This is a genomic window from Spongiibacter sp. C9W (assembly GCF_057370015.1).
This window is the reverse complement of record NZ_CM170672.1, coordinates 2,503,123-2,528,237: the sequence shown is the minus strand read 5'-3', so window position 1 is coordinate 2,528,237 and position 25,115 is coordinate 2,503,123. Positions and strand designations below refer to the sequence as shown.

Here is a 25,115-nt window from a genome sequence, read left to right as displayed (position 1 = left end):
TGAAAGCGCAATATGGTATCATAAAACGCTTTTCCTGTAGTCAATTTCCGAGGCAATTTGCCATGTCTTCCGCCAATCCCCATTCCTCTCCAGAGCGTGTTATTGCTGAGCTTCAAGCCATTGTTGGCGAAGACAAAGTTCGCTGCGACGCCGACACCCTTCACAGCCACGGCCGAGACTGGACCAAGGCCTGGGAGCCCGCACCACTGGCGGTCGTTTTTCCGCGCAGCACCGAGCACGTTCAAGCCATTGTTAAACTGGCCAACGCCGAACAGCTGGCAGTGGTGCCAAGTGGCGGTCGCACCGGCCTGAGCGGCGGCGCCGTGGCTGCCAACGGCGAGGTGGTTGTCTCCTTCGACTATATGAACCAGCTCAGTGACTTCAACGCTATCGACCGCACCGTGCGCTGTCAGGCTGGCGTGATTACCGAACAGCTGCAGCACTTCGCCGACGAGCAGGGCCTCTACTACCCCGTCGACTTCGCCTCTGCGGGCTCCTCGCAGATTGGCGGTAATATTTCCACGAATGCTGGCGGTATCAAGGTTCTTCGCTGGGGCATGACCCGCGACTGGGTTGCCGGGCTGACCGTTGTCACCGGCGCTGGCGACATACTGGAATTGAACAACGGCCTGCTTAAAAACAATGCCGGCTACGACCTTCGCCAGCTGTTTATCGGTGCCGAGGGCACCCTCGGACTGATCTGCGAAGCAACGATGCAGTTAACCCGACAACCGAAAAACCTCACCGCCTTTGTACTGGGTGTTGAGAACTTCGATGGCATCATGAACCTGTTCAACCGTTTTCAATCAGAAATGGATCTGACTGCCTTCGAGTTTTTCTCCGAGCAAGCGCTGCAAAAAGTCGTTGAGCACAGCAAATTGCCACGCCCCTTCGAGTCGACGTGCCCTTACTACGCCCTACTGGAATTCGAAAAACTCAACGACGAAACCGAAGAACAGGCAATGGCCTTATTCGAAGCCTGCGTAGAGGAAGGCTGGGTACTCGATGGCGTAATGAGCCAAAGCCTTGAGCAGCTAAAAAACCTGTGGCGTCTGCGCGAGGATATCTCCGAAACCATTTCACGATGGACGCCCTATAAAAACGATATTTCCACGGTCATTTCAAAAGTCCCCAACTTCCTCAGCGAAGTCGAGAATATCGTAAATAGCGAATACCCGGATTTTGAGATCATTTGGTTTGGACACATTGGCGACGGAAATCTACACCTGAATATTCTCAAGCCAGACAGTCTGGATAAAAGTGAATTCTTTGAGCAATGTGGCAAGGTCAGTCTGGCGGTGTTCGATATTGTGCAACGCTTCGGTGGCAGCGTATCGGCCGAGCACGGTGTCGGCCTGCTGAAAAAAGACTATCTACAATACTCGCGCAGCCCCGAGGAAATTGCGCTGATGCGTCACGTGAAGCAGGTTTTTGACCCCAACGGTGTAATGAACCCTGGAAAAATTTTCGACTAAAAGGGCTTTGCCATGTATTCGCAACACCGTTTTATCGATGGTCGCCCGCTGGAGATGCCACCGGGAAAAATCGTCTGCGTGGGCCGCAACTACGCAGCTCATGCCAAGGAATTGAATAACCCGGTACCCGAGCAGCCGCTGCTTTTCATCAAACCCGCCAGCGCCCTGGCTGCCTTGGAGGCGCCAATAGCGCTCCCACAGGGCAAGGGTGAATGCCACCACGAACTAGAGGTCGCCCTGCTGATCGGCTCGACGTTAAGCCAGGCAAAACCTGAAGACTGCCTGGCCGCGATAGCGGGATACGGCTTGGCACTCGATCTCACCCTTCGGGAGCTTCAGTCAGAACTAAAGGCCAAAGGCCACCCCTGGGAGAGAGCCAAAGCGTTCGACGGCGCCTGCCCGCTGTCGGCATTTGTTCCGGCGGCCAGTGTCCCCGACTGGCAAAAGCTGCGCTTTGAGCTGCATCGCAACGGTGAACGGCAGCAATCGGGTCACTGCAGCGATATGCTGTTTCCCATCGATGTATTACTTGCCGACATTAGTCAGAGCTTCACATTGCAGCCCGGCGATATTGTGCTGACGGGAACCCCGGCAGGCGTGGGGCCACTGCAAAATGGCGACACCCTTACCTGCCAGCTCGACAAGCTGCTCAGTGTGACAACAGAAGTGCAAACGCCCTAAACAAAAAAACCGCCCTAAGGCGGTTTTTTTTATCAAGCCAAACGGCTTAATTCTGTCTGTGCGACTAGCTTAAACTTCCAGCTTGCGCCAGTCAGTCTTCAGCTCAGTTGCCCAACCACGGATCTTTTTATCAACCTGTGGCGCGCGCGTCTCTGCAACTTCACCGGTTTTTGGATGCTTAAACTTACGCAGTGGGCGCGCGGCCTGCTTCTTGCGAGGCTTCTTAGCAGCCGCTTTTTTAGCGACGGGAGCGGCTTTGGCAGCAGCGGGTTTACGGCCGCGCTTCTTAGGTGCCGCAGCTTCAGTTTCATTCAAAATTTCCAGCAGGCCTTCGGCAGTTTGGCCGTGCTTTTTCATCAGTGCTTGCAGATCTGAAATAAACTTGAACTTCTGATCAAGCGCTTTGTGCTCTGCTTCGAGCTGCTTCTGAAGTTTTGCAATATCCATAAGATATCCTTAACTAATCATTGAATGAAAAAAACACGTAACTAAATAGTAGTTGCGTCATATAAAAATCTTCGCTTAATTATCAATCAGCACTCGCAAGAAATAAACCAAATATCGAAGCTCTAACCTACAATCACGCGATTATTGTGTTGAATTCCCATTAATAATGATTAAGGCACCTCTGATTAATTCGGTGATAACTCAGGCTTTGCCTTATTTCGGTTGGCAAGGCGCGCTCAGACAGTAAGGCTGGTTGCCTTTCAAATGAGCGCAACGCCGCCAGGCGAAATAAGGCAAAACCCCGAAAGGCGGGTCTCTCGCGCCCCCTGGCCGTCGTTGCAACACTCGTCAAGAGAACAACCCTTGACCTTCGCGCTGCGCCTCGCCAGTGCACGCGAGAGGCTCCACTGAGCCATTACCGAATTAATCAGAGGTGCCTTAAAGCCAGCGTTTATATCGAAAATAAACCAACATCAATACCGCTACGCCTATTAGCATGCCAACGAACAGCATAAAGGCTTGTTGATTATCCGCCCCCGGAATTCCGCCAACATTCACCCCTAATAAACCGGTAGCAAAACCGAGCGGTAAAAATATCGCCGAAACAATGGACAGCACATACATTCGCGCGTTCGACTCTTCGGAAATTTGATTAACCAATTCTTCCTGCGTAACGGCAGCGCGCTCACGCACACTATCGAGCGTTTCAATATACTGCGCTAAGCGATCACCGGATTCACGAACCGTGGCCCGGGCATCATTATCAAACCAGGCGACACGTTCACTTAATATCCAATTCAGGGCCTCTCGCTGCGGCGCCAGGTAACGGCGCAGTGATATTGCCTGGCGACGCAAATCGCTCAATTGATTTCTGAGTCGCGCGCGCGGCGTCGTCAGCAATGACTCCTCCAACAGATCCACGCAATCTTCAGCTTCCTCTATTGGCCCCGCCATACGGCTAACCAAACGCTCACATAGCAGTGCCACAAACTCCGCGCTAGAACACGGGCCCTCACCACGCGCAAACCGACCAACCACATCGTCCATCGACAGCAAGCGCCGCTTTCGCGAGCTAATAATATGATTGGCGTCGGCAAATATACGCACCGACACCATATCTTCGGGGTCGGCATTGGGGTTCATATTAACGCCGCGCAGCGCCATCAACAGACCGCCATTGTGGGCCGCCGCGCGGGGCCGCGTTTCCTCTGCCAGCAACGCGGCAACCGCCAGATCATCCAGCGACGTAATATCTTCACGACTCGCGAAAGCAGATAACCACGGACGCGTGTCACTGTGGCTGTAGTCCACATGTACCCAGAGCACACCTTGCTCGGGCTTCCAGAGGTCTATTTCCTCGCGCGTAATTGCCCGTGCACCGCCTCGCCCATCGAAAATAAAGGCGTAGATAATTGATTCGCTCATAAAGCCTCCACCGTTTTCCGGATCATCGCACGCAAATGAGCCGCAGACTAGCGTATTCACAGCCTCCTCTTTCTGGGTGAGTCGCTAAGTGCTTCATCCGCCTAGAATGGTAAAAAAACACGATAAGAGAACAGCAATGAAAATTGGCGTCTGCCTTCCCTATATGAAACGCGGCCTGAGCCGTCAAACCTTTAAAGACTGGTGCGGCATTATCGACCAAGGCCCCTTCCACAGCTTGTCATGTGGTGAGCGCATCACAGGCTACAGCATGGAAATGCGCAACATCCTGGCTTTCGCAGCCGCCAGTACCGAGCGCGTGCGCATTATCCCGGCACTGTATGTGCTGCCCATGCACAGCGCTGTTCAAGCCGCTAAAGAAATTGCCACTCTGGATATTCTTTCCGAGGGTCGCGTCACGCTCACCGTGGGCGTGGGCGGTCGTGAAAAAGACTATCAAGCGCTCGGCGCGAGTATGAAAGGCCGCTTCCAGCGCATGGACGATCAAATCGCGTTGATGAAACGGGTATGGCGGGGAGAGCAAATCGAGGACTATGACGAGATTGGCCCCGAGCCCGTGCAAGCGGGTGGCCCGCCTATTCTCGCCGGCGCGATGGGCCCCAAAAGTATCGACCGCGTTTCCAAGTGGGCCGATGGTCTGTATGGCTTTGCCATGGACGGCGACGCCGGGCTGATCGATTATTTTTTCAAGGCTGCCGACCAAGCTTGGGCAAACAGTCAGCGCCCCGACAAACCCTATCGCATGGGTGGCTTCTGGTACTCTCTGGCCGACAATGGTGAGCAGGCACTGCGCGACTATGTTTTCGACTACCTGAAAATTTTCGGCGACGCCGAAGCGGAAAAGGTCGCCGCAACCATGCGCATGCACGACCCGAAGGCCATACTCGACGGGCTCGACGCCATTGAAGCACTCGGTTGCGACGAAATTCAATTGGTGCCCGCCAGCGCCGATTTGGCCGAGGTAGACCGCCTCGCCAATTTGCTCGCCGGTCGTTAACGTATCGAAATAGCTGATAAATTAACGCAGATAAATCCGCTTTTTTATCAGCTCACCCTATCTATACTGGGCGTACTGTCATCGTATGGAGACGCGAGTCTTATGCCCCTTAGAAACACCAGCACCGGCTACGGCTGGGTAAGCATCGCCTTACATTGGGGCATGGCCCTGGCCATCTTCGCCATGTTCGGGCTCGGCTTGTGGATGCGCGATCTCGGCTACTATGACACCTGGTACCAGCGCGCCCCCCATATTCATAAAAGCATCGGCCTTATTCTGTTGGCGCTGTTGGTCTTTCGGCTGCTGTGGCGCGCGACCAACCCCACACCGCAGGGCCCACCGAACAGCCCGCGCTGGGCGCGTTTGAGCGCACACCTCACCCACTATGGCCTGTATGCCATGCTGGTCGTGATGATGCTTGCTGGCTATCTGATCTCAACCGCCGACGGGCGTGCCATCGAGGTGTTTAATTGGTTTAGTGTGCCAGCTACCGTACAGGACCTGCCCAACCAAGAAGACGTTGCTGGCGAGATTCACGAGATTCTTGCCTGGGCCATTGTATTGCTGGCCGGTGTGCACGCATTGGCGGCCCTCAAGCACCATTTTTACAACCGCGACAACACCCTGAAAAAAATGCTCGGACTTGCCAACCAAGCACCGGACTCGCGGTCGAAGTAGTTTCAGCACTGGCTCACCACTCAATAACAGAGGATGTATGTATGAAAACCTTACTCTCACTCACCGCCGCCCTGCTCATTGGCCTGAGCGGTAACCTTCACGCCACCGAATACAAAATCGACACCGCCGGCGCCCATGCCTTCATTCAATTTAAGATCAAGCACTTGGGCTACAGCTGGTTGCACGGTCGCTTTGACGACTTCGAAGGCCGCTTTAGCTACGACCCCAAAAAGCCCGAAGACTCCGATGTGACCGTTGTCATTGATACTGCCAGCGTCAACAGCAACCATGCGGAACGCGACAAGCACTTGCGCGGCAAGGACTTCCTTCACGTCGAGAAGTATCCTCAGGCCCGCTTTGAAAGCACTGCATTTATCCCTAAGGGTAACGGGAAAGCTGAACTGAAAGGCGAGCTGACGCTACACGGCGTAACTCGTGAAATTAGTATTGATGTGACAGAAATTGGCGGCGGCAAAGACCCCTGGGGCGGCTACCGCCAAGGCTTTACCGGCACCACTGAATTCGCCCTGAAGGATTTTGGCATCGACTTTGACCTGGGTCCCGCGTCGCGCACGGTACAAATGACCCTGGATATTGAAGGCATTGCACAAACCATGATGTAAACGGAACTTTTTAGATTTCCACCCGGTCTTACTATCGACTTATCTCGATACCCTCTTTCGGAGCCTTACGGCTCCGTTTTTTATTCTGCTGGGTCGGCAAACAAAAACGCGTCACAGGCCTGCCAAATTTGTGCGCGGTAGTGCTCGCCCTCCTTTACCAGGTGATGGCGCGCGCCGGGAATAATCACCTCGCGCAAGCGACGATATTTCTTCCTCAGCACGGGCAAATTGTATTGCCAATCCACCGTGTCATCGGCGTCACCCTGCAGTATCAATACCGGGCAGTCACACGCTGGCTGAGCGTGAAACCACGGCAACCACTGTTTCAACGCTCCCACCCAGGCTACCGGCAATATGCGCGGCTGAAGCGGATCGCGCTCGCGCAAAAACTCCAGAAAGGCCTGGTCGTCGGAATTGTCGGCAAAGCGCCGCGGCAAACTGTGAAGGAAATACTTCAAGATACTGTGTGCGGGCTTGCCCCACCAAAAAGCGCGCGGGCGCACCAGCGGCGCCATTAAAATCACCTGCTCAAAGTCATCGCTGCCGCCATCCAGAATATGCGAGCCGACAATGGCGCAACCCGTACTTTGGGCCATGGCAAAGCGTCGCGGTGGCAGCTCGAAAGGGGCCACCGCGGCAAAGGCGGCGCGCAATACGGAGCGGTAGCGAAAAAAGCTGTCTATCGATGCCCGCTCACCACTGGACAGGCCATGACCCGGCAGGTCGAAAGCCACCACGCTGCAACCATGTTTCAAGCAGTAATTGATCACATTGTTGAACAAACCCACATGGTCGTAATAGCCGTGATAAACAAACGCGGTGCGCTGCGCGTTGGGCAATTTGAACACCTGCGTGGCAATGCGCTCTCCCTCCGCCTCGAAATAGCCAATGTAATGGCACAAACCCGCGTAGTCCTTTTCAAGGTCAATGCCATAGTAAGCACAGTAATCCGGCAGCCAGGGCTGGCTGTTGACGGTCGATTGCAACGACAAGGGGCTGAGCGAAGGAAGGTTCTCTTGGTCGATATTCTCGGGCCACGGCATAGCAAGGTCCTTAGGTTTATTCTTTTTCGCGGGCCCTAGTGTGCCCCGTCTGCAGGTACAAAATAAAGGGCAAAAAAAAGCCCGGCACTACCGGGCTTTTTAATCATCAGTGCGCGATGCGCGCCGAGATTATTTAATGTTTGGGTTTAAACGACCCGACTCGTACTCGCCAAACATCGCTTCCAAACTAACAGGTTTAATTTTGGAGGCATTGCCGGCCGTGCCGAAGGCTTCGTAGCGCGCAACACAAATTGCCTTCATTTCCTTGATGGTTTCTTTCAGGTATTTGCGCGGATCAAACTCGCTGGGGTTTTGCGCCATAAAGCGACGTACCGCACCCGTGGACGCCAGGCGTAAATCGGTATCGATATTGACCTTGCGCACACCGTATTTAATGCCCTCGACGATCTGCTCAACGGGCACACCGTATGTCTCGGGAATGTCACCGCCAAACTCATTGATGATCGCCAGCCACTCCTGAGGCACACTGGAGCTGCCGTGCATTACCAAATGCGTGTCGGGAATACGCGCATGGATAGCTTTAATACGGTCGATCGCCAGAATATCGCCAGTGGGCGGACGCGTAAATTTGTAGGCACCGTGGCTGGTACCACAGGCAATAGCCAGCGCATCCACACCCGTTTTGGCAACGAAGTCAGCGGCTTCTTCGGGGTCGGTAAGCATCTGCTCGTGAGACAAGGTGCCCTCTGCACCCACGCCGTCCTCTTCACCGGCTTGTCCGGTTTCCAGTGAACCCAGACAACCCAACTCACCCTCAACGGAAACACCACAGGCGTGAGCCATGTCGACAACCGTGCGGGTAACATCGACGTTGTAGTCATAGTCGGAGGGCGTTTTGCCATCTTCACGCAGCGAGCCGTCCATCATTACTGAGCTGAATCCGAGTTGAATCGAGCGCTGACAAACGGCGGGGCTGGTGCCGTGATCCTGGTGCATCACTACGGGAATTTCAGGGAATTCTTCAATCGCCGCAAGAATCATATGACGCAGGAAAGGCGCGCCAGCATACTTTCGCGCCCCAGCCGAGGCTTGCATGATCACTGGGCTGTCGGTTTCTCTCGCCGCCTCCATAATGGCGCGGGTTTGCTCCAGGTTATTTACATTAAATGCCGGTACGCCATAGCCGTATTCTGCGGCGTGATCCAGCATTTGACGCATGCTGATAAGTGCCATGTGAGTTCCCTTTTCAGTCTTTTAAATATGAATTATTGATCAGCGAGCGCGCTTACTTGGCGCGCTCTTCCAGTACCGCAACTGCCGGTAATACTTTGCCCTCAACATATTCGAGGAAGGCGCCGCCCCCGGTCGAAATGTAGGACACCTTGTCGGCAATACCAAATTTGTCTACCGCCGCCAGCGTATCGCCACCACCCGCTATAGAGAAGGCGTCTGACTCAGCGATCGCGTTGGCAATGTCTTCGGTGCCATCGGCAAACTGGTCGAATTCAAATACACCCACCGGACCGTTCCAAATGATGGTGCCGGCCTGACGCAGAATGGCCGCCAGCACGGAGCCGGTAACCGGGCCAACATCAAAAATCATGTCGTCGTCGCCGACATTTTCCACTGGACGCAATGTTGCCGGCTCGTTCTCGTCGAACTTCTTACCTGTCATTACATCGCTGGGCAGCGGGATATCGCACTTCTCCATTAGCGCTTTTGCCTGCGGAATCAGGTCGTCCTCGCAAAGCGATTTACCGACGTTATAGCCCGCCGCCGCCAGGAAAGTGTTGGCAATGCCGCCACCAACAATCAGCTGATCCACTTTGTCAGACAGTGTTTCCAATACGGTCAGCTTGGTGGAAACCTTTGAACCACCGACAATGGCAACCATCGGGCGCGCAGGGTTAGCCAAGGCCTTTTCCAAATTCTCCAGCTCATTGGCCAGCAGCGGGCCGGCACAAGCCGTTGGCGCAAACTTGGCAACGCCGTGGGTCGACGCCTGCGCCCGGTGGGCCGTACCGAAAGCGTCCATAACAAAGATGTCGCAGAGCGCGGCATAGGCCTTGGCCAGGGACTCATCATCTTTCTTTTCGCCGGGATTAAAGCGAACGTTTTCCAATAGCACCAGCTGCCCGGCCTCCAGCTCTACGCCGTCGCGCCAATCGGCTACCAGCGGTACCGGCTGGCCGAGGGCATCACTGAGGTAGTCGGCCACAGGGCGCATTGAGTATTTTTCTTCAAACTCACCCTCAATCGGGCGCCCGAGGTGAGACATCACAATCACCTTGGCCCCTTTTTCCAACGCCAGTTTCAAGGTTGGCAGGGCCGCCCGCAGACGAGCGTCGGAGCTCACTTTTCCATCCTTGATGGGCACGTTCAGATCTTCACGTATCAGCAGACGCTTGCCCGCCAGATCCAAATCACGCATTTTCAATACGTTCATAACACTTCCCGTTTCACTATCCGTTTACCGAACTAAACTCGCCTGCTTGTGCAGATCTGTGTACCCACAGCAACATTGCCCGGGGCACGCTAACAGTGCCGCCTAATGCAGCCAGTGTGCGACCATGTCCAACATACGGTTGGCATAGCCCCATTCATTGTCGAACCAGGTGAAGACACTCACCAGCTCGTCCGCCACCCGCGTTTGCCCGGCATCGACAATACCGGAGCGCGGATCGTGGTTAAAATCACAGGACGCCAGCGGCTCCTCGCTCACCCCCAGTACAGCACTCAGCCGACCGCGCGCGGCCATTTGCAGGGCCGCATTCACATCGCTGGGTGACACCCGAGATTGCAGGGTCACGCTCAGCTCCATTGCCGAGACATTGTGCGTGGGAATACGCACCGCCCGCGCCGCGAAACGGCCATCCAGATCCGGCAAGATGCGACCAATACCCGCCGCCAACCCCGTATCGACCGGAATCATCGACATACCCGCCGCGCGCGTTTTGCGCAGGTCGGTGTGGTGATAGGCGTCCAACACCGGCTGGTCGTTCATTGCCGAGTGAATGGTGGTAATACAACCCGAGCGCACACCAAAGGCCTGGTGTAGCACATCGATGACCGGGGTAATGCCATTGGTGGTACACGAGGCATTGGAGATCACCCGCTGCTCGCTGGTCAGACCGTGGTGATTTAAGCCAAACACATAGGTCGGAATACTCGCCTCACCCGGCTGCGACAACAACACATGCCGTGCCCCCCGCTCCAGGTGTTCATGGAGTGCGGCCTCACTGCCGAGGGTACCGCTGCATTCCAGTACCACATCGATGTTGTGCCGACTCCAGTCAACATCGCGCAGCGCGGTGCAGTGGCTCACGGCAATCTCGTCACCGTTAATGCGCAAACACCCAACACCTTTTTCCACCGTACCCACAAAACGGCCGTGGGTGCTGTCGTAACGCGTTAAGTGCGCGATGGTGTCCAGATCGGCAGGCTCGTTAATGGCCACAATACGCATGGCGTCGCGCATTGGCGACTCGTAGAGCGCCCGCAATACGCAGCGCCCAATGCGCCCATAGCCATTGATCGCCAGTCGAATCATTCGCCTATGCAGTCCTCAACAGCAGCAACCACCGCCTCGGTGGTAATGCCAAAGTGCTTGAAGAGTTCACCCGCCGGCGCCGACTCGCCAAAGCTGTCCATCCCGACAATACGGCCGTCCAGGCCAACGTACTTGTACCAATAGTCTTTGTGCGCCGCTTCAACGGCGACGCGCGCCAATACGTTGCTAGGCAATACCGACTCGCGATAGTAGCCGTCTTGCGTTTCAAAGGCTTCGGCGCAGGGCATAGACACTACGCGTACTTTGCGGCCATTTTCAGCCAGCTGTTGCTGGGCTGCCATCGCCAGTTTCACTTCCGAACCGGTGGCAATAATAATGGCTTCGGGCTCGCCCTCGCAGTCACTCAATACATAGGCGCCGCGAGCAATGGCGGCAACCTGAGCGCTGCTGCGGTTTTGGTGGGGCAAACCCTGGCGGGTAAAGATCAGTGCCGTTGGGCCATCGGCGCGCTCCAGTGCGCTGCGCCAGGCCACGGCCGACTCAACCATATCGCAGGGGCGCCACAGCGCCATATTCGGGGTGCCACGCAGTGATGCAATTTGCTCGACTGGTTGGTGAGTCGGACCGTCTTCACCCAGACCGATGGAGTCGTGGGTGTAAACAAAGATACTGCGCTGCTTCATCAGCGCCGCCATACGTACCGCGTTGCGGGCGTATTCCATGAACACCAGGAAGGTCGCGCCGTAGTTGATAAAACCACCGTGCAGGGCAATGCCGTTCATCATCGCCGACATACCGAATTCACGCACCCCGTAGTGCAGGTAGTTGCCACTGGCATCCTCGGCTTCAACCGCCTTGGAACCCTTCCACCATGTGAGGTTAGAGCCCGCCAAATCGGCCGAACCGCCAAGCAGTTCTGGCAGCATCTCGCCGTAGGCATCCAGACACAGCTGCGACGCTTTACGGGTGGCGACTTCTTTACCTTCGTCTTGGCACTGGGCAATAAAGGCATCGGCCTTCTGGGCAAAGTCGGCGGGCAAGTCACCGCGCACGCGGCGCTCAAATTCGGCGGCCAACTCTGGGTGGGCAGTCTGGTAGGCGGCAAACTTTTCATTCCACGCTTGCTCGGCAGCGGCGCCGCGCTCACGAGCGCTCCAGGCACTGTAGACATCCTCAGGCACCTCAAAGCTGCCGTGGGGCCAGCTAAGCGCTTCGCGAGTCAGGGCAATTTCGTCATCGCCCAGTGGCGCGCCGTGGCACTCTTCTTTGCCCTGCTTATTGGGCGAGCCCTTACCAATGACCGTTTTGCAGCAGATCAGTGTGGGTTTGTTCGGCTCGGCGCGACCCGCTTCAATGGCGGCGGCAATGGCATCACTGTCGTGGCCGTCGACCGCTGGGATCACCTGCCAGCCGTAGGCTTCAAAGCGTTTGGGGGTATCGTCGCTGAACCAGCCTTCCACTTCACCGTCGATGGAAATGCCATTGTCGTCGTAGAACGCGATCAATTTACCCAGGCCCAGGGTACCGGCCAGTGAACATACCTCGTGGGAAATACCTTCCATCAGACAGCCGTCGCCCATAAAGGTATAGGTGTAGTGGTCGACGATGTCGTGGCCGTCGCGGTTGAACTGCGCCGCGAGAATTTTCTCAGCCGTGGCCATGCCCACCGCGTTGGCAATGCCCTGGCCCAGCGGCCCAGTGGTGGTTTCAACACCGGGGGTATAGCCGTATTCAGGATGGCCGGGGGTTTTGCTGTGCAGCTGGCGGAAGTTTTTCAAGTCATCGATAGACAGGTCGTAACCGCTCAGGTGAAGCAGCGAGTAGATCAGCATGGAGCCGTGACCATTGGAAAGCACAAAACGGTCGCGGTTGGCCCACTCAGGGTTGGCCGGGTTGTGCTGCAAGTAGTCGCGCCACAACACCTCGGCAATATCGGCCATGCCCATGGGCGCACCCGGATGGCCGGACTTGGCTTTCTGGACGGCGTCCATACTCAAAGCGCGAATGGCGTTAGCGAGGTCGCTACGTGAAGGCATCGGGAGCTCCTGAAATTGTGATGGCGGCAAAGAGGGCGCTATTTTCCCCTACCCCGCGCGATACAGCAAATATCAGGAGCGTAAAAATGGCCGCTAGACCAATAAAAGCGGCTTTTATCGGTGCGCGAGGGCAATTGCTGCCGCCGCGCATGGTGGCAGCACTATTTTAGTTTTTTGTACTTCATGCGCTTGGGCGCAGCATTGTTGCCTTTGCGCGCCACAAAGTCCTCGTGGTATTCGCTGTAATTGCCCTCAAAGAACACCACCTCACTGTCGCCCTCATAGGCCAAAATGTGGGTGGCGATTCGGTCGAGGAACCAGCGATCGTGGGAGATCACCAGCGCGCAACCGGGGAAGTCCAGCATGGCGTCTTCCAGTGCACGCAGGGTTTCCACGTCGAGGTCGTTGGACGGTTCGTCCAACAGCAACACATTGCCGCCTTCTTTTAACGTGCAGGCCAATTGCAGTCGACCGCGCTCACCACCGGAAAGCTCACCCACGCGCTTCTGCTGGTCACTGCCCTTGAAGTTAAAGCGGCCAATATAGGCCCGCGAGGGAATTTCATAGCTGCCGATGCGCAATACATCCAAGCCATCAGACACCGCTTCCCACACGGTTTTGCTGTCATCGAGGGCATCGCGCATTTGCTCCACCGATACCAGCTTCACCGTCTCTCCCAACTCAATGCTGCCGGAATCAGGCTGCTCCTTGCCGCTGATCATGCGGAACAGGGTGGACTTACCGGCGCCGTTACCGCCGACAATACCCACAATCGCGCCCTTGGGAATACTGAAGCTAAGATCGTTAATCAGCGCGCGATCACCGTAGCCCTTGCTAACGTGATTCACCTCAATCACCTTATCGCCCAAGCGGGGGCCCGGTGGAATGTAGATCTCATTGGTCTCGCTGCGCGACTGGAATTCCTGCGACTGCATTTCCTCAAAGCGAGCCAGACGCGCCTTGCTCTTGCTTTGACGCCCCTTGGCGTTACTGCGCACCCACTCCAGCTCGGTGGCAATTGCTTTTTTGCGCGACGCCTCCGACTTGGCCTCTTGCTCCAGGCGCTGCTCCTTGGCTTCCAGCCAGTCGGAATAGTTACCCTCGTAGGGAATACCACGGCCGCGGTCGAGTTCCAGAATCCAGTTGGCGGCGTTATCGAGGAAATAGCGGTCGTGCGTGATCGCCACCACGGTGCCAGGGAAGTCACATAAAAAGCGCTCCAACCAGCCCACCGATTCGGCATCCAAATGGTTGGTCGGCTCGTCCAACAGCAGCATATCCGGGTTCGACAATAGCAAGCGACACAGCGCGACACGGCGGCGCTCACCACCGGAGATTTTTGTTACGTCGGCATCCCAGGGTGGCAGACGCAAGGCATCGGCCGCCACTTCCAGCTTGTGATCCAGGTTGTGGGCATCGGTCGCCTGAATAATATCTTCCAGCTCGGCTTGGCGCTTAGCCAGCGCATCAAAGTCGGCGTCAGCCTCGGCGTAGGCGGCGTAGACTTTGTCCAGCTCGGCCAGCGCATCTTTCGCCTCTGCCACGCCGTCTTCGACATTACCGCGCACGTCTTTGCTCGGATCCAGCTCTGGCTCCTGGGGCAGGTAACCAATCTTGATACCCGGCTGCGGGCGCGCCTCGCCATTAAATTCGGTATCAACCCCCGCCATAATGCGCAGCAAGGTAGACTTACCGGCACCGTTCAAGCCCAGCACACCGATTTTGGCACCCGGGAAGAAAGAAAGGGAAATATCGCTGAGAATCTCGCGCTTGGGTGGCACGACTTTGCTCACGCGATTCATGGTGTAGACGAATTGCGCCATGGTCACTCCTGAATACACGACAAACCGCCCTAGGCGGCAAACAAAATGTGAGCGAACGTTACCGAAAGGGGCGAGCATTGGCAATCCGACGCCGCTGGCAAGGCTTAAATTAGCCGCCAGCGGCAAGAAAACGGGCAACCGCATTCAACCGCGCGGCGCCAGCAAAGCAAGCGCCGTCAGGTCATTTTGGCAACCACGCTCAGCGGCAGCACCTTCATTAACCACCCCATCGGCACCCAGGGCCAACCCGGCACTTTGGCTTCGCCCGGCTCTTTCTCGATAGCCTTGACCAAGGCCTTGCACCCCGTTTCCAGGTCGACCCGCATTGGCGCCTTTTTCAGATCTTCGTTGATAGGCGTGAGAATAAAGCCCGGAAGGATACAACTCACTTTGATCGGCGTGCCAATAACATCGGCGCGCAGCCCCTCTGTCATGGTGCGCAGCCCCGCTTTGGTAGCAGCGTAAATGTTGATGGCACGCGGCATACCACGCAGCGCACTCATTGAAGAGATGGTGACCAAGTGCCCGGCATTTTGCTCGCGAAATATGGTCATTGCCGCTTCGCACTGCGCCAAGGCACCCGTGAAATTAGTCTGTGCGGTGCGAAGGTTGGCGTGGAAATACCCGGTGCCCATCGACGCACCCTTACCCATTCCCGCATTCACAATCACTCGATCGAGGCTGCCCAATTCGTCGCGAAAGGCATTAAAGACGGTAAACACCTGCTCATAGTCACACACATCCAGGGCTTTAATCAGCACCTGAACATCGGGGTGTTTTGCCTCAAGGTCCGATTTAATCGCCTCCAGGTTTTCAACCCGCCGTGCGCACAGCGCCAAGTTGCACCCCTTCGCAGCAAACGCCCGCGCCATGCCCTCGCCAAGGCCCGAGCTGGCGCCGGTAATCAACACATTCTTTCTAAACATAACGTCCCCCGATCTCATTTCTATTCACATGGATATTGTTATATTCGCTTCAGGCCAAAGCGGCCACATCGATAAAAATCACAACAAAGGAAAAGACTATGGACGCCTCTCCCATTTTACTACCGGTGATCATCCTGGTGCTGTGGAGCATGGTTATGCTCAGCTGGATGGCCATGGCGCGACTCCCGGCAATGCGAAAAGCGCGCATGCCGCCCAGCACTGGCGAGCGCACCGCCGAGCTGGCAACCATGATGGACAAGCGCATTCAATGGAAGGCGGACAACTACAACCACCTAATGGAGCAACCGACCATCTTTTATGCCACGGCAATCGTGCTGGCTATGCTTGGCCAGGGCGATGGCATTAACCTGGCGCTCGCCTGGTTTTATGTGGCATGCCGTGTTGCCCACAGCATCGTGCAAAGCACCAGCAACGTGGTGATGCTGCGATTCAGTATTTTTGCGCTAAGCAGCCTGGCCGTGCTCGGCATGGCAGTGAATGCACTGTTGGCACTGATCTAATCAGCGCTTACGCATCATGCCCGCAGTATTTTTCAGCATAATTTTACGAAACCAGCGATAGGGCAGCAGGCGTTTTAGCATCACCAAACGCTTGCTGTCGTCGTGGGTAAGAATTTTAAACTGCTTCTCCTCCACCCCTCGAAATACCTTCTCGGCAATCTCGTCAGCGCTTACTTTCGCCTTGTTAACCAACTTCTGAGTTAATACCGTCGACGTCGGGTCTGAGGCGCGCAGCGATTCTGCCAGGTTGGTTCGAAAGAACGCCGGACACACAACCGAAACGGCAATATTGTCGTTATCCAGCTCCAGGGTCAGCGTTTCCGATAACGCCACCACCGCCGCTTTGGTTGCACAGTAGGACGCCATTTTCGGTGGATGTATCACCCCTGCCAGCGACGCCACATTCACCAGGTGACCACCGCCCTGCTGACGCAACAGCGGCGTGAACACCTTGCAACCGCGCACCACACCCAACACATTGATGTCCATTACCCACTGCCAGTCTTCCATGCTCTGCTCATCTATCGCACCGGCCGTGGCAACCCCAGCGTTGTTGATCACCACATCCACACCGGACCAGTGCTGGCGCAGCCAATCAGCGGCAGACTGCAGATCGTCTTCGCGCTGCACATCGCAGTGCAAATATTGCGCGGTGGTAACCGCCTGAAGCGCTTGCAGGGTTTCTTCACCGCGCTCCTTATGGATATCGCCGATGCACACCCAGTAACCCGCCTGCGCATAGCGCTCGGCCAAGGCGCGCCCCAAACCCGATGCGCCGCCAGTAATAAATACGCGCGGAGCCTGCGTTGTCATACTTGCCATAGTGATCTCTGTGCCTCGCCTTAGGGTGTGTTGTATTTGGCAAATTCTAGTCGGGCAATCAAATTCCGGTGCACCGCATCTGGGCCGTCGGCGATGCGCAATACCCTTGCCATTGCAAACATGGATGCCAGCGGCGTGTCATTGCTTAGACCCGCTCCGCCATATAATTGAATGGCTTCATCCACGACATTTTGCAGCACATTGGGCGCGACCACCTTGATAGCAGAAATTTCGCTGAGCGCGGCCATGGCGCCAACCTGGTCGATCTTCCATGCGGCATATTGTGTGAGCAGTCGGGCTTGGTCGATGGCAATTCTCAGGTCGGCAACACGCTCGGGGTTGGCGCCCAACTTAATCAGCGGCTTGCCAAAGGCCTGCCGCGACTGACCGCGCTTAATCATTAACTCCAATGCGCGTTCAGCGGCGCCAATGGCACGCATACAGTGGTGAATACGTCCCGGCCCCAGTCGGCCCTGAGCAATTTCAAAACCGCGCCCCAAACCCAAAATCAAGTTGTCTTTCGGCACGCGAACATTGTCAAACCACACCTCGCCGTGACCGATAGGCTCATCAAAGCCGCCAAACACCGGCAGCATGCGTTTGATGGTCACGCCTGGCGTATTCATCGGTACCAACACCATGGAATGGCGACTGTGGCGCGCGGCATCGGGGTTGCTCAGCCCCATAAATACGCCGACTTCACAGCGCGGATCACCCACCCCTGTCGACCACCATTTTTTACCGTTGAGCACCAGCTCGTCGCCGTCTACCGCTATGGTGGCTTCCATATTGGTCGCATCGGAAGAAGCAACATCCGGTTCGGTCATAAAGAACACCGATCGAATTTCAGCATTCAGCAACGGGGTGAGCCAGCGGGCTTTTTGCGCCTCGCTGCCATACTTCCACAACACCTCCATATTGCCGGTGTCGGGCGCATTGCAGTTAAAGACTTCTGGCGCAAAATGCGAACGCCCCATTTGCTCGGCAAGCACCGCATATTCGCTTACCGACAGGCCCGCGCCGAATTCGGCATCGGGCAAAAACAGATTCCACAACCCGAGTTCGCGGGCTTTTTCCTTCAGTGCTTCCACCTGCGGCAACACCGACCACTGCCCCCAGTCACCGCCGTGTTTGCTAAGCAGCAACTCCGGCAGTACGGCCTCTTCAACGGGCATAATATGGTTATCAATGAAATGACGAACTTGGTCGCGCAACTCCTGGGCACGAGGGCTGAGACTGAAATCCATGATCGGCTCCTTACGGGTTTAGCCGACCAGATTACGGCGACTCAAAACATCAGTCTAATTTATTTTATAAATCAGTTATTATTCTAATTATGAATGAATTGAGTGGCCGCCATGGACCTGAATCTCTTTCGCGTTTTTGACGCGATCTACCGCGCTGGCTCGTTAACGGAAGCCGCCCGCGACCTCCACCTAAGCCAACCGGCGGTGAGCAACGCCCTGTCGCGCCTGCGCGAACATTTTGACGACCCCCTGTTCATCAGGCGTGGTCGTAGCATCGCGCCAACGCCGGTCGCTGACACCATCGCCGACGACATCCAATCCGCGCTGAGTTTGTTGCAAGACAGCGTGCACCGCGGGCAGCATTTTGAGCCAAGCGCCTCACAGCGGCGCTTTGTATTAGGTCTGGGCGACACCATGGAATTCCTGCTGCTGCCGCCACTGATCAAGCAACTTTCAGCAACTGCACCCGGGCTTTCTATACACAGCCGGCGGCTGCGTCGGGATCAACTCAGCCGCCACCTCGCCCTTGGGGAGCTGTCATTAGCGGTGGATGTTCCCCAGACTGTCGACAGCAGTATTGAGCAGCGCCCCTTGCGCAGTGAGCCACTCTGCGTACTGATGCGTGCGGACCATCCGCTGGCCGCACAAGCTCTCACCATGGAAGGCTACCTGCAGGCGCGACATATCGGTGTTTCCGGGCGGCGGGAGGGAGCACTGTTTGAGGACATACAGTTACAGCAACAGGGCTTCAAACGTCAGGTGCAGGTACGCGGTCAGAGCTACCATGCAGCCTGCCACGTCGTGGCTGCATCATCGCTGCTGCTCACCCTTCCCCAGCAACTGGGTGAGCGCTACGCCGACTTGCTCGGCTTGGCGCTGCAACCCTTGCCTGTGCTTACCCCCACACTCGATATGACACTCTACTGGCACCGCAGCGCCAATGCCGACGCGGGGCATCGCTGGCTACGTGAACAGCTCATCGCATTGGCGGCAACGTTGTAACACGGCCTCACGGCGCAGCGGTCAGTATTGAACTTGCAAACCGACCGTCAGGCCCTCGATTTCGAAGTCGTCTTTATCCAGCAGCTGCATATACTCAACGTTTAAGATGGCCGCCGACTCGGGCCAAGAGATGTTCAGGCCAGCACCATAACTTAAACCGCTTTTCTCAAATTTTCTTTCTGAGCTACCGCTTCCCTCCAGCTCTCCTTTGCTCCGCCCCGCCACAACGTAGGGGTAAAAGCGCCGAGTGATGGGCAATCCCGCTCGCAGGTAACCGCCAAGCATCTTCTTTAGCTCAACATCCAGGCCACCGAGAACACGCTCATCCTCGACGCCTTGCATGTAGCGAAATTCTATTGAGAAATTTTCATTCACTGGAAAGCCGATCAAGCCACCCGCACCCGCCAGATCTGCATCAAAGGCTGACTCGGAATACTTCACGTGGGTATACGCTGCACCGACATAAACCACCGGCTCTTGCTCAATGGCTACTGCCTGAATAGAACACACGCACAAGCACGCGACCGCTGCGAATCCTTTCATAAATCACTTCCTTAGAAGGGTAAAATTAAATACCGGCCTAGGTTAATCGCTAGACTCTATAAGACTATCTGGGGTAATACCTAGGAGCGCCAATTAGTGCTCAGCGAAACTCAGCTGCCCCGTTATTGTGAGCTAGCCAAATGACTATTACTTGAAAGCCATGAAGCGCCTCAACTCGCCGCCGCAAGCTGATTACGCCCGGCAGCCTTCGCGGCATAGAGTTGCGCATCGGCCAAGGCCAGTAGCGCATCCTCGCTACTGTCAGGCCTGGGAGCCAAGCAGGCCAAGCCCACACTGGCGGTGAGCACCGACGCTATTGGCGACGCTCGGTTTGGCAGGGCAAGTTGCTTGATCGCGGCATTCAACGGCTCAAGGAGTGCCCGCGCTTGCTCAATAGAGGTATTGCCCATCACCAGCGCAAACTCCTCGCCACCGTAGCGGGCGCAGATGTCTGTGGAGCGCTTTGCAAACTGGCTCAACAACTGCCCTACCTGCCTCAGGCAGTCATCCCCGGACTGGTGACCGTAGGTGTCGTTGACCAGTTTGAAATAGTCGATATCAATAATTGCCAGGCTAACAGGTAGCCCAAGGCGGGCGCAGCGCCGCCACTCATTGCGCAAAAACTCGTCAAAACACCGTCGATTCGCCACGCCAGTTAAACCATCCGAGCGGGCGAGCTTACTTACCAGCTCTTCAGCCTGCTTCCTCTCGGTAATATCTTGATGGGAAATGACAAAGTAACTGACGTCACAGAGAGAAAAACGCGTGACGCGCATCATGAACCAACGCGACTGCTCGGGACTGTCGCAGGGGTACTCCAGTTGACATCCTCTCGGGAGCTAAAGCTCTCCGAGATTCCAAAAGCTATTACCGCCTTTGTCCCAGGGCGGCTTACGCCGCTACCTTTCCTTCCGCAAGACGCTGGTGTCCCAGCGCAAGAATGTTTCTAGCGCTATTGATATCGCGCTGATGCTCAGCTCCGCACTCTGAACAGCCCCATTCTCTTATTCCAAGATCGGCCCTACCTTTCGGACTGCTATCCGGGTTGACCCCGCAGCACGAGCACGTCTGGGTGGAGTAGGCTTCGTTGACTTCCTCAAAGACCACGCCCGCGTTTTCGCACTTGTATTCCAACATGGTTTTGAGCTGACCCCAACCGGCATCCAAAACGGATTTCGCCATTTTGGTCTTTACCAGCTTGAGGCTTGATACGTTACCAACGAAGATTGCCGCATTCTCATTTACGAGTTTGCGGCTGTATTTGTGCAGGGCATCCGCCCTGCGATTCTTTATCTTAGCGTGGATCGCCTTCACGCGTTTTTTGTTTCTGGCTCGCTGGGCAATACCCAGCTTCTCCTCCAGAGCGCGATACTCTCGCCCTTTAACCTGATCGCCGTTACTATCCGTCGCCGTGTCTTTACAGCCCAAATCAATACCAACGGCTGATTTACCTTTAGCCTGTTCCACCTCGACATCGACATCGACCGCCACATTGAAGTACCAGCGACCTCGGGCATCTTCATTAAAACTGGCAGTACGGAATTGATATTGGCTAAGACCATAGCTATCCCAGACCTTGAAATAGTGTCCGTTGTGGAACACCTGACCATTCTTCCACTGGGCCTGCCCCGTATTAGTCGGTATCCAGCCCAGCGACCGTCGAGCGCCACCTGACTTGCGCCAATTCAGGCGCGACTTCTTAAACTGCTTACGCCGGGTAACATATTCCCCGGCGATGCACTGTAAGGTTTGACTGTGAAGCCTCAGTTCTTTGCCCGCGCCTTTGGTATAGGGATGCAGGTCGTAGGCTGAAAGAAATTGGCCCCGCTCTTTGATCGAGCGATGGCTAAGTTCATTGATGTAGTTCCAGACAAAATTCACTGAACGTGACATCTCACGCAACACATTGGCGTGACGATCTATAACACGGACTTTTAGTGTTCTGGTAGCCATACTGGCATTATATACAGTGCCAACATTCAAGCAAGCTGCGCTCTATATCCCGTCAGCTAAAGCTAACGGGTTTTCCGCGCAATATTGATAAAAATGGTTACGCTGACTGCTGATCAAATCGCGAATGCCTGCCGCCGCGCGCCCCGCTAATTCGTCTCCCGATGCCGCCGAGCGGTCGCACACCGACAAGTAGTTTTGCCCCTTCCACTCGCAGTGGGGTGTGCAAGCGTTTTGCTCGGCAAACTGCCGCCAACGGCTGTTTACGTAGAGGATCAAACCGGTCTCGTCGATGACGGCGATATGCTCGCTCATCGTATCGAGGGTCATTTTCAGGAATTCATGCGACCGTTCCATGCCAACATCACCATTAAAGGACGTCCGTCGCATGCCACCTTTACCACTTACAACGGGCCTTTTAGGTTGCGGGCAAATTAATAACCGTTGTATTCGCATTAACCCCTAGCGCGAATCGTCAGAGGAGCTTTTCCTTCTCTAGCCGCTGGCTAACGCGACGACGAATCTCCGCAGATAGGCGTTCACCGTACTCTCGACCCAGTTGACTGCTGCGCGCATTGATTGCCGGCGTGACGCGCAGCAGCGTTTTTCCCAGGTCACTACGATAAAACGTCAATAGCTCACGGAGCTGAGGCTCGGTCAATGCCTCCGTGTAAATCTCGCGCATCGCATTGGCATAGGCATCGCTGGCAATGAGCTGGCTGTATATCACCGCATCAACCTCTTCTTTAACCACACTGTTCGCCGCTGCGGGTAAATTCGGGTAACTGGCCCGCAACTGACGGGTCAGGCTGTCGTTAAACAGGCGGGAAAATTGGCTGGCGATGGTCGGCACTGACTGGCCCGTCAGCTCAAGTAAGCTATCAACCAGTGCGTGTTTCTCATCAGCAGATTGCGCATAACCCGGCATCGCGAACAGGCATGCGCACAACAATATAGCAGGTGTTTTCATTGGCAGTCTCATCAACGGTATTAGCGCCCAAGCATAACCGCTCAGCCTGCCAACGTCCCGCTGAGGTGCACAACACCGCCATCGCAGAGACTATGTCGCCACGCTGACAGCCGCCTCTAACACCTTCTCACCGCTGACAGAGTTCGCGATTAGGCAGGCTTTCTCAGATTTGTGCAGCAGGCGCTCAGCCACCTCCACACTGACGCCCTCCGGTATTTCCAGGCGAGCGCGGGTAACGAAACGCGTAAACCGGACAGCACCGTCGCTTTTCTCCAAAGTGCCATCCACCTCGCAGGACAGACTCAACCATTCAAGATGAGAGGCCCGGGCCACCGCCTTGAAGGTTAAAATAAAGCAATCGGCCATTGATGCCAGTAACAGCGTTTCCGGCGACCACTTGTCACCCGGGCCACCAAATTCAGCGGGCGGTGCCGATAGCAGGGTTTCCAGCCCGGCCGCGCTCAAGCTAACGTCTGAAGCCGCCTCGGCGCGACCACTGACCGTGTACAAATGGGGAAGTGCTTGCATAGGGGTTCTCCTTTCCAGGCAACCATTCAAACACAGCCCCTCACCAGCAAAACATGCGCTCGATCAAGAACGCCACCGCTTGTTAAAGATGTGACCCACTCAGCACCCCGACCAATATAGGGGTAAATACCTAGGTACATTCGTACTACCCCCTGTTCAAATCACAACTAAGACGCAACAAGCGCTGTCCGTGATATTTCTAGAGCGACACCTAGCGGTATCTCGTAGACAGGCGGTGTCGTGATCTCGCTCCGCTCAAAGTAATAATTAAGGATGAAGGGAGACTTCTCATGCCATTTAAAAAGATTAAAAATACCCTGGCCCTGAGCGTTGCGCTCGCGGCCTCTAGCGCGGGACACGCGCAAACCGCTCCTCTGCCACTGGACGCATTGACAGGCCTGTTGGGCAGCATTCCCGGCCTTAGCGCCCTGCCTCTGGATTCACTGGGTGGCGGCGGGCTGCCAGGGCTTGACGGCTTACCCGACGGCGGCCTCCCCGGGCTAGATTCTCTCGGTGGCGCCCCGGGCTTAGACGCCCTGTCACCCTTATTTGACGCCCTCGCCGGCCTCGGCGGTGGCGGCGCGCCAAGCCTGCCCGGTCTGGACGCTCTACCTATTCCCGGCATGGGCGGTGGTAGCGGCGGCGCACCCGGACTGGACGCCTTAGCACCCTTGTTTGATGCCCTCGCTGGTCTTGGCGGTGGCGGCGCGCCAAGCCTGCCCGGCTTAGACGCTCTGCCTATTCCCGGCATGGGCGGTGGTAGCGGCGGCGCACCCGGACTGGATGCCCTGGCACCCTTGTTTGATGCCCTCGCCGGCCTCGGCGGTGGCGGCGCGCCAAGCCTGCCCGGTCTGGACGCTCTGCCTATTCCCGGCATGGGCGGCGGTAGCGGCGGTGCACCCGGACTGGACGCCTTAGCACCGTTGTTTGATGCCCTCGCTGGTCTTGGCGGTGGCGGCGCGCCAAGCATTCCCGGTTTAGATGCCCTGCCTATCCCCGGCATGGGCGGCGGTAGCGGCGGCGCACCCGGACTGGATGCCCTGGCACCGTTGTTTGATGCCCTCGCCGGCCTCGGCGGTGGCGGCGCGCCAAGCATTCCCGGTTTAGATGCTCTGCCTATCCCCGGCATGGGCGGCGGTAGCGGCGGCGCACCCGGACTGGATGCCCTGGCACCGTTGTTTGATGCCCTCGCCGGCCTCGGCGGTGGCGGCGCACCAAGCATTCCCGGTTTAGATGCCCTGCCTATCCCCGGCATGGGCGGTGGTAGCGGCGGCGCACCCGGACTGGACGCTTTAGCACCGTTGTTTGATGCCCTCGCTGGCCTCGGCGGTGGCGGCGCACCAAGCATTCCCGGTTTAGATGCTCTGCCTATTCCCGGCATGGACGGCGGTAGCGGCGGCGCACCCGGACTGGACGCTTTAGCCCCCTTGTTTGATGCCCTCGCTGGCCTCGGCGGTGGCGGTGCACCGAGCATTCCTGGCTTAGATGCTCTGCCTATTCCGGGCATGGGCGGCGGTAGCGGTGGCATCCCACCCCAGTTCCAAGGCTTTGTTGATTACTTTAGCCCCGCGAAGATAGAGAGCATTGTCGTTGCCCTACAGGACTTTGGTACCGCAATCGCTGCTGATCCGCAGTCATTAGCGGGCTTTCAGGACACCTTGGGGCCAGATTTGGTATTCACGCTGATTCCGGTGGTAGGTGTAATGGCCGACGACCCAGCCTCTGTACCGGCTTACTTTACTGAAGGCGGGACTTTGCTGAATCCACAAATCACATTGTTGCCACCCATCCCGTTCATTACCGCGGAACTGGCAATGTAAGTTGTACTTGTTCGTCCTCCAGACGTACGAGATTTGCGCGGCATAAGCCGCGCTTTTTTTTGCCGTCG

General features: G+C 56.3%; 25 protein-coding genes. 8 read left to right on the top strand and 17 right to left on the bottom strand.

Annotated elements, in window-relative coordinates:
* Positions 1 to 62 precede the first annotated feature (62 nt).
* Together AC2Q8J_RS12015 and AC2Q8J_RS12010 are read left to right on the top strand one after the other, a co-directional pair.
* Complete coding sequence (locus AC2Q8J_RS12015) at positions 63 to 1,475, top strand: FAD-binding oxidoreductase (protein WP_286695603.1); 1,413 nt, start codon at positions 63 to 65, stop codon at positions 1,473 to 1,475.
* Between the two features lie 12 nt (positions 1,476 to 1,487).
* A complete protein-coding gene (locus tag AC2Q8J_RS12010; protein WP_486451392.1) occupies positions 1,488 to 2,156 on the top strand; it encodes a fumarylacetoacetate hydrolase family protein in 669 nt (222 codons plus the stop codon).
* A gap of 69 nt (positions 2,157 to 2,225) precedes the next feature.
* On the opposite strand, the gene AC2Q8J_RS12005 is transcribed toward AC2Q8J_RS12010, so the two are convergent.
* Both AC2Q8J_RS12005 and AC2Q8J_RS12000 read right to left on the bottom strand, forming a co-directional pair.
* Positions 2,226 to 2,603, bottom strand: coding sequence for a hypothetical protein (locus AC2Q8J_RS12005; RefSeq protein ID WP_204996087.1), 378 nt, complete (start codon positions 2,601 to 2,603; stop codon positions 2,226 to 2,228).
* A gap of 438 nt (positions 2,604 to 3,041) precedes the next feature.
* Complete coding sequence (locus tag AC2Q8J_RS12000) at positions 3,042 to 4,028, bottom strand: zinc transporter ZntB (protein WP_286695600.1); 987 nt, start codon at positions 4,026 to 4,028, stop codon at positions 3,042 to 3,044.
* 136 nt (positions 4,029 to 4,164) lie between these two features.
* On the opposite strand from AC2Q8J_RS12000, the gene AC2Q8J_RS11995 reads away from it, so the two are divergent.
* The 3 genes from AC2Q8J_RS11995 (at position 4,165) to AC2Q8J_RS11985 (ending at position 6,344) form a co-directional block, all read left to right on the top strand.
* Positions 4,165 to 5,043, top strand: a complete 879-nt coding sequence (locus AC2Q8J_RS11995) for an LLM class flavin-dependent oxidoreductase (RefSeq protein WP_027875143.1) — start codon at positions 4,165 to 4,167, stop codon at positions 5,041 to 5,043.
* Between the two features lie 102 nt (positions 5,044 to 5,145).
* Complete coding sequence (locus AC2Q8J_RS11990; protein WP_486451391.1) at positions 5,146 to 5,721, top strand: cytochrome b; 576 nt, start codon at positions 5,146 to 5,148, stop codon at positions 5,719 to 5,721.
* Positions 5,722 to 5,762: 41 nt separating this feature from the next.
* On the top strand, positions 5,763 to 6,344 hold the full coding sequence (locus AC2Q8J_RS11985) for a YceI family protein (RefSeq protein ID WP_288363864.1): 582 nt from the start codon (positions 5,763 to 5,765) through the stop codon (positions 6,342 to 6,344).
* Between the two features lie 80 nt (positions 6,345 to 6,424).
* Here AC2Q8J_RS11985 and AC2Q8J_RS11980 read toward each other — a convergent pair whose 3' ends face one another.
* From AC2Q8J_RS11980 to AC2Q8J_RS11950, 7 genes are all read right to left on the bottom strand, one after another.
* On the bottom strand, positions 6,425 to 7,387 hold the full coding sequence (locus AC2Q8J_RS11980; protein WP_486451390.1) for an alpha/beta hydrolase: 963 nt from the start codon (positions 7,385 to 7,387) through the stop codon (positions 6,425 to 6,427).
* Positions 7,388 to 7,516: 129 nt separating this feature from the next.
* Entirely contained in the window at positions 7,517 to 8,581 is a 1,065-nt protein-coding gene (fba, locus tag AC2Q8J_RS11975; RefSeq protein WP_027875146.1) for a class II fructose-bisphosphate aldolase, read from the bottom strand.
* A gap of 52 nt (positions 8,582 to 8,633) precedes the next feature.
* Positions 8,634 to 9,794, bottom strand: a complete 1,161-nt coding sequence (locus AC2Q8J_RS11970) for a phosphoglycerate kinase (protein ID WP_486451389.1) — start codon at positions 9,792 to 9,794, stop codon at positions 8,634 to 8,636.
* 102 nt (positions 9,795 to 9,896) lie between these two features.
* A complete protein-coding gene (locus AC2Q8J_RS11965; RefSeq protein WP_486451388.1) occupies positions 9,897 to 10,898 on the bottom strand; it encodes a type I glyceraldehyde-3-phosphate dehydrogenase in 1,002 nt (333 codons plus the stop codon).
* A complete protein-coding gene (tkt, locus tag AC2Q8J_RS11960) occupies positions 10,895 to 12,895 on the bottom strand; it encodes a transketolase (protein ID WP_486451387.1) in 2,001 nt (666 codons plus the stop codon). The genes AC2Q8J_RS11965 and tkt overlap by 4 nt, the downstream gene beginning before the upstream one ends.
* 161 nt (positions 12,896 to 13,056) lie before the next feature.
* Entirely contained in the window at positions 13,057 to 14,718 is a 1,662-nt protein-coding gene (gene ettA, locus AC2Q8J_RS11955; RefSeq protein WP_027875150.1) for an energy-dependent translational throttle protein EttA, read from the bottom strand.
* Positions 14,719 to 14,894: 176 nt separating this feature from the next.
* The gene (locus AC2Q8J_RS11950; protein ID WP_286695591.1) at positions 14,895 to 15,644 is read right to left on the bottom strand and encodes an SDR family oxidoreductase; all 750 of its coding nucleotides are present in this window, start codon (positions 15,642 to 15,644) and stop codon (positions 14,895 to 14,897) included.
* 98 nt (positions 15,645 to 15,742) lie between these two features.
* On the opposite strand from AC2Q8J_RS11950, the gene AC2Q8J_RS11945 reads away from it, so the two are divergent.
* Complete coding sequence (locus tag AC2Q8J_RS11945; protein WP_286695590.1) at positions 15,743 to 16,165, top strand: MAPEG family protein; 423 nt, start codon at positions 15,743 to 15,745, stop codon at positions 16,163 to 16,165.
* Here the strand turns inward: AC2Q8J_RS11945 and AC2Q8J_RS11940 are convergent, their stop codons facing one another.
* Both AC2Q8J_RS11940 and AC2Q8J_RS11935 read right to left on the bottom strand, forming a co-directional pair.
* Positions 16,166 to 16,987 carry an SDR family oxidoreductase gene (locus tag AC2Q8J_RS11940; protein WP_486451386.1) on the bottom strand — a complete coding sequence of 274 codons (822 nt, stop codon included), beginning with the start codon at positions 16,985 to 16,987 and terminating at the stop codon, positions 16,166 to 16,168.
* A gap of 20 nt (positions 16,988 to 17,007) precedes the next feature.
* The gene (locus AC2Q8J_RS11935; RefSeq protein ID WP_486451385.1) at positions 17,008 to 18,234 is read right to left on the bottom strand and encodes an acyl-CoA dehydrogenase family protein; all 1,227 of its coding nucleotides are present in this window, start codon (positions 18,232 to 18,234) and stop codon (positions 17,008 to 17,010) included.
* A 111-nt stretch (positions 18,235 to 18,345) separates the two neighbouring features.
* Between AC2Q8J_RS11935 and AC2Q8J_RS11930 the strand changes: the two genes are divergently transcribed.
* Positions 18,346 to 19,236 carry a LysR family transcriptional regulator gene (locus AC2Q8J_RS11930; RefSeq protein ID WP_486451384.1) on the top strand — a complete coding sequence of 297 codons (891 nt, stop codon included), beginning with the start codon at positions 18,346 to 18,348 and terminating at the stop codon, positions 19,234 to 19,236.
* 21 nt (positions 19,237 to 19,257) lie between these two features.
* On the opposite strand, the gene AC2Q8J_RS11925 is transcribed toward AC2Q8J_RS11930, so the two are convergent.
* From AC2Q8J_RS11925 to AC2Q8J_RS11900, 6 genes are all read right to left on the bottom strand, one after another.
* A complete protein-coding gene (locus tag AC2Q8J_RS11925; protein ID WP_424145314.1) occupies positions 19,258 to 19,779 on the bottom strand; it encodes a porin family protein in 522 nt (173 codons plus the stop codon).
* 170 nt (positions 19,780 to 19,949) lie between these two features.
* Entirely contained in the window at positions 19,950 to 20,558 is a 609-nt protein-coding gene (locus tag AC2Q8J_RS11920; protein WP_486451383.1) for a GGDEF domain-containing protein, read from the bottom strand.
* A 112-nt stretch (positions 20,559 to 20,670) separates the two neighbouring features.
* Positions 20,671 to 21,732, bottom strand: coding sequence for an RNA-guided endonuclease InsQ/TnpB family protein (locus AC2Q8J_RS11915; protein ID WP_486451382.1), 1,062 nt, complete (start codon positions 21,730 to 21,732; stop codon positions 20,671 to 20,673).
* A 42-nt stretch (positions 21,733 to 21,774) separates the two neighbouring features.
* A complete protein-coding gene (locus AC2Q8J_RS11910) occupies positions 21,775 to 22,086 on the bottom strand; it encodes a hypothetical protein (protein WP_486451381.1) in 312 nt (103 codons plus the stop codon).
* Between the two features lie 118 nt (positions 22,087 to 22,204).
* The gene (locus AC2Q8J_RS11905; protein ID WP_374973220.1) at positions 22,205 to 22,699 is read right to left on the bottom strand and encodes a DUF2059 domain-containing protein; all 495 of its coding nucleotides are present in this window, start codon (positions 22,697 to 22,699) and stop codon (positions 22,205 to 22,207) included.
* A gap of 90 nt (positions 22,700 to 22,789) precedes the next feature.
* Positions 22,790 to 23,227 carry an OsmC family protein gene (locus AC2Q8J_RS11900; protein WP_286695585.1) on the bottom strand — a complete coding sequence of 146 codons (438 nt, stop codon included), beginning with the start codon at positions 23,225 to 23,227 and terminating at the stop codon, positions 22,790 to 22,792.
* A gap of 290 nt (positions 23,228 to 23,517) precedes the next feature.
* Between AC2Q8J_RS11900 and AC2Q8J_RS11895 the strand changes: the two genes are divergently transcribed.
* Entirely contained in the window at positions 23,518 to 25,047 is a 1,530-nt protein-coding gene (locus AC2Q8J_RS11895; RefSeq protein ID WP_486451380.1) for a hypothetical protein, read from the top strand.
* Positions 25,048 to 25,115 lie beyond the last annotated feature (68 nt).